This window comes from Chromohalobacter sp. HP20-39 (genome assembly GCF_033052815.1).
Lineage (GTDB): Bacteria > Pseudomonadota > Gammaproteobacteria > Pseudomonadales > Halomonadaceae > Chromohalobacter.
Genome location: NZ_JAWHTP010000275.1, coordinates 1 through 374 on the forward strand (window position 1 = coordinate 1; position 374 = coordinate 374).

Here is a 374-nt window from a genome sequence, read left to right on the forward strand (position 1 = left end):
GCGCGCGCGGGATCGCCGCCCAGCTCCTGGGCGACGGAGGCGCGGTCGGCCTGCACTACAAGCTCGCCCAGAACCCCGGCGTGCTCGTACTGCCCAGCCAAGACGTAGAGCAGCGGCGCCCACAAGGATGGATAGCCACTGAGCCAGTCCAGCAGATCGCGATTGAGCAATTGCTGGTACAGCAAGCCTGTCGCGGCGCTATGAAGCCGGTACTCGCGGTCGTCGCGGTAGCGGAAGCGGTACGGTTGGCGCAGCGGGCCGTGCCATGGGTGCCAGGTGCTGCCGTCGGCCAGCTCGACGTGCAGATCGACGGCCACCTTGCCGATGTCATGGAGCAGTGCGGCATAGGCGACGGCCGCAGTCCAGGCTTCGGC

Annotated in this window: 1 protein-coding gene; it reads right to left on the reverse strand. The window is 68.2% G+C overall.

Going from position 1 to position 374, the window contains the following annotated elements:
• Positions 1–374, reverse strand: a 374-nt coding sequence (locus tag RVY79_RS17965; protein WP_317465878.1) for a TraI domain-containing protein, incomplete at both ends; no start/stop codon positions are given.